Below are 1067 nucleotides of genomic sequence, written 5' to 3'. Positions count from 1 at the left end.
GGAATGGGGGCCTCGGCGACCAGGCGCTGATTCCAGGTCTGGGTGTCGGGGTGGTCGACTTCGAAGAACCTGACGTCGTGGCCGCTGCGGTAGGCGGTGGTGTCGAGTCCGGCGCCGAGGATGACGATTTGGTCGACTCCTCTGGCGACAGCCGCGGCGAGGCGGTCGTCGGCGAATCGGGAGCGCGCGAGGATGTATTGGCCCCGGCGGTGCGCTACGTCGGGTGCCAGCCCGCGATCGAGGACCGTGTGATCGAGGACCGGTTCGCAGAGGATTCGGTCGGCGAGCGGATCGGCGAGTATCTCTGGATGGAGTTTGGCGTATTTGGCTCTGATGTGCGCGATGGCGGCGGCGGTGTCGCTGGGGCGTCCGGTGTGCATGTGTGTTCACCCTTTCGTCGGTGCGTGATGTCGGGGATGGGTCCGGTGTGGGGTCGGTGCGCCTGATCGCTGGGCGCGGGGGAACACGACGGGAAGCGCGGTGAGTGCGCGGTGGAATGCGCCCGGCCGGTACTCGAGCCGGTCGGCGGGCACGGCCAGGGCGATGTCGGGGATGAGGTCGAGGAGGTAGTCGATCGCGTCCTGCGCGATCAGGTAGGCCGCGGTTCGGGCCGGGCAGGCGTGGGGTCCAGTGCTGAATGCCAGGTGCGAGCGATTGCCCGACCGATCGCTGTCGTTGCTGGCGATGTCGGGGTCGTTGTTGCAGGCGGCGATGCTGATGACGACCGGCTGGATCGCGGGCAGCCACATGTTGTCGACCAGGATCGGCTGGCGTGGGTAGGTGGTGCAGAAGTTGGCCATCGGCGGGTCGTTGAACAGCACCGCGTCGAGGGCGTCGCGGGTGTGCAGGCTGCCGCTGAGCAGGCTGCCGCCGAATCGATCGTCGCTGAGCATCAAACGCAGCGCGTTGCAGACGAGGTCGGGCACCGCTTGCAAGCCCGCTCCGGCGAAGCTCATCAGCTGGGCGGCCACTTCCCGGTCATCGAGCCGGGCGGGATGCTGGATCAGCCGTGTGGTGATGTCGTCGCCTGGGTGAGCGCGCTTGAACGGGACGAGGTCGGTCAACGC

General features: G+C 67.9%; 1 protein-coding gene and 1 pseudogene. Both read right to left on the bottom strand.

Annotated elements, in window-relative coordinates:
* Window positions 1–380, bottom strand: a 380-nt coding sequence (locus ACGF5C_RS35170; RefSeq protein ID WP_393308791.1) for a class I SAM-dependent methyltransferase, incomplete at its 3' end; no start/stop codon positions are given.
* 6 nt (window positions 381–386) lie between these two features.
* Window positions 387–1067 (bottom strand): annotated as a pseudogene (locus ACGF5C_RS35165) (hypothetical protein); the annotation flags it as partial.

The organism is Micromonospora sp. NPDC047620, assembly GCF_043205005.1.
Taxonomy (GTDB): Bacteria; Actinomycetota; Actinomycetes; order Mycobacteriales; family Micromonosporaceae; genus Micromonospora.
This window is presented reverse-complemented; position numbering and strand designations above follow the sequence as displayed.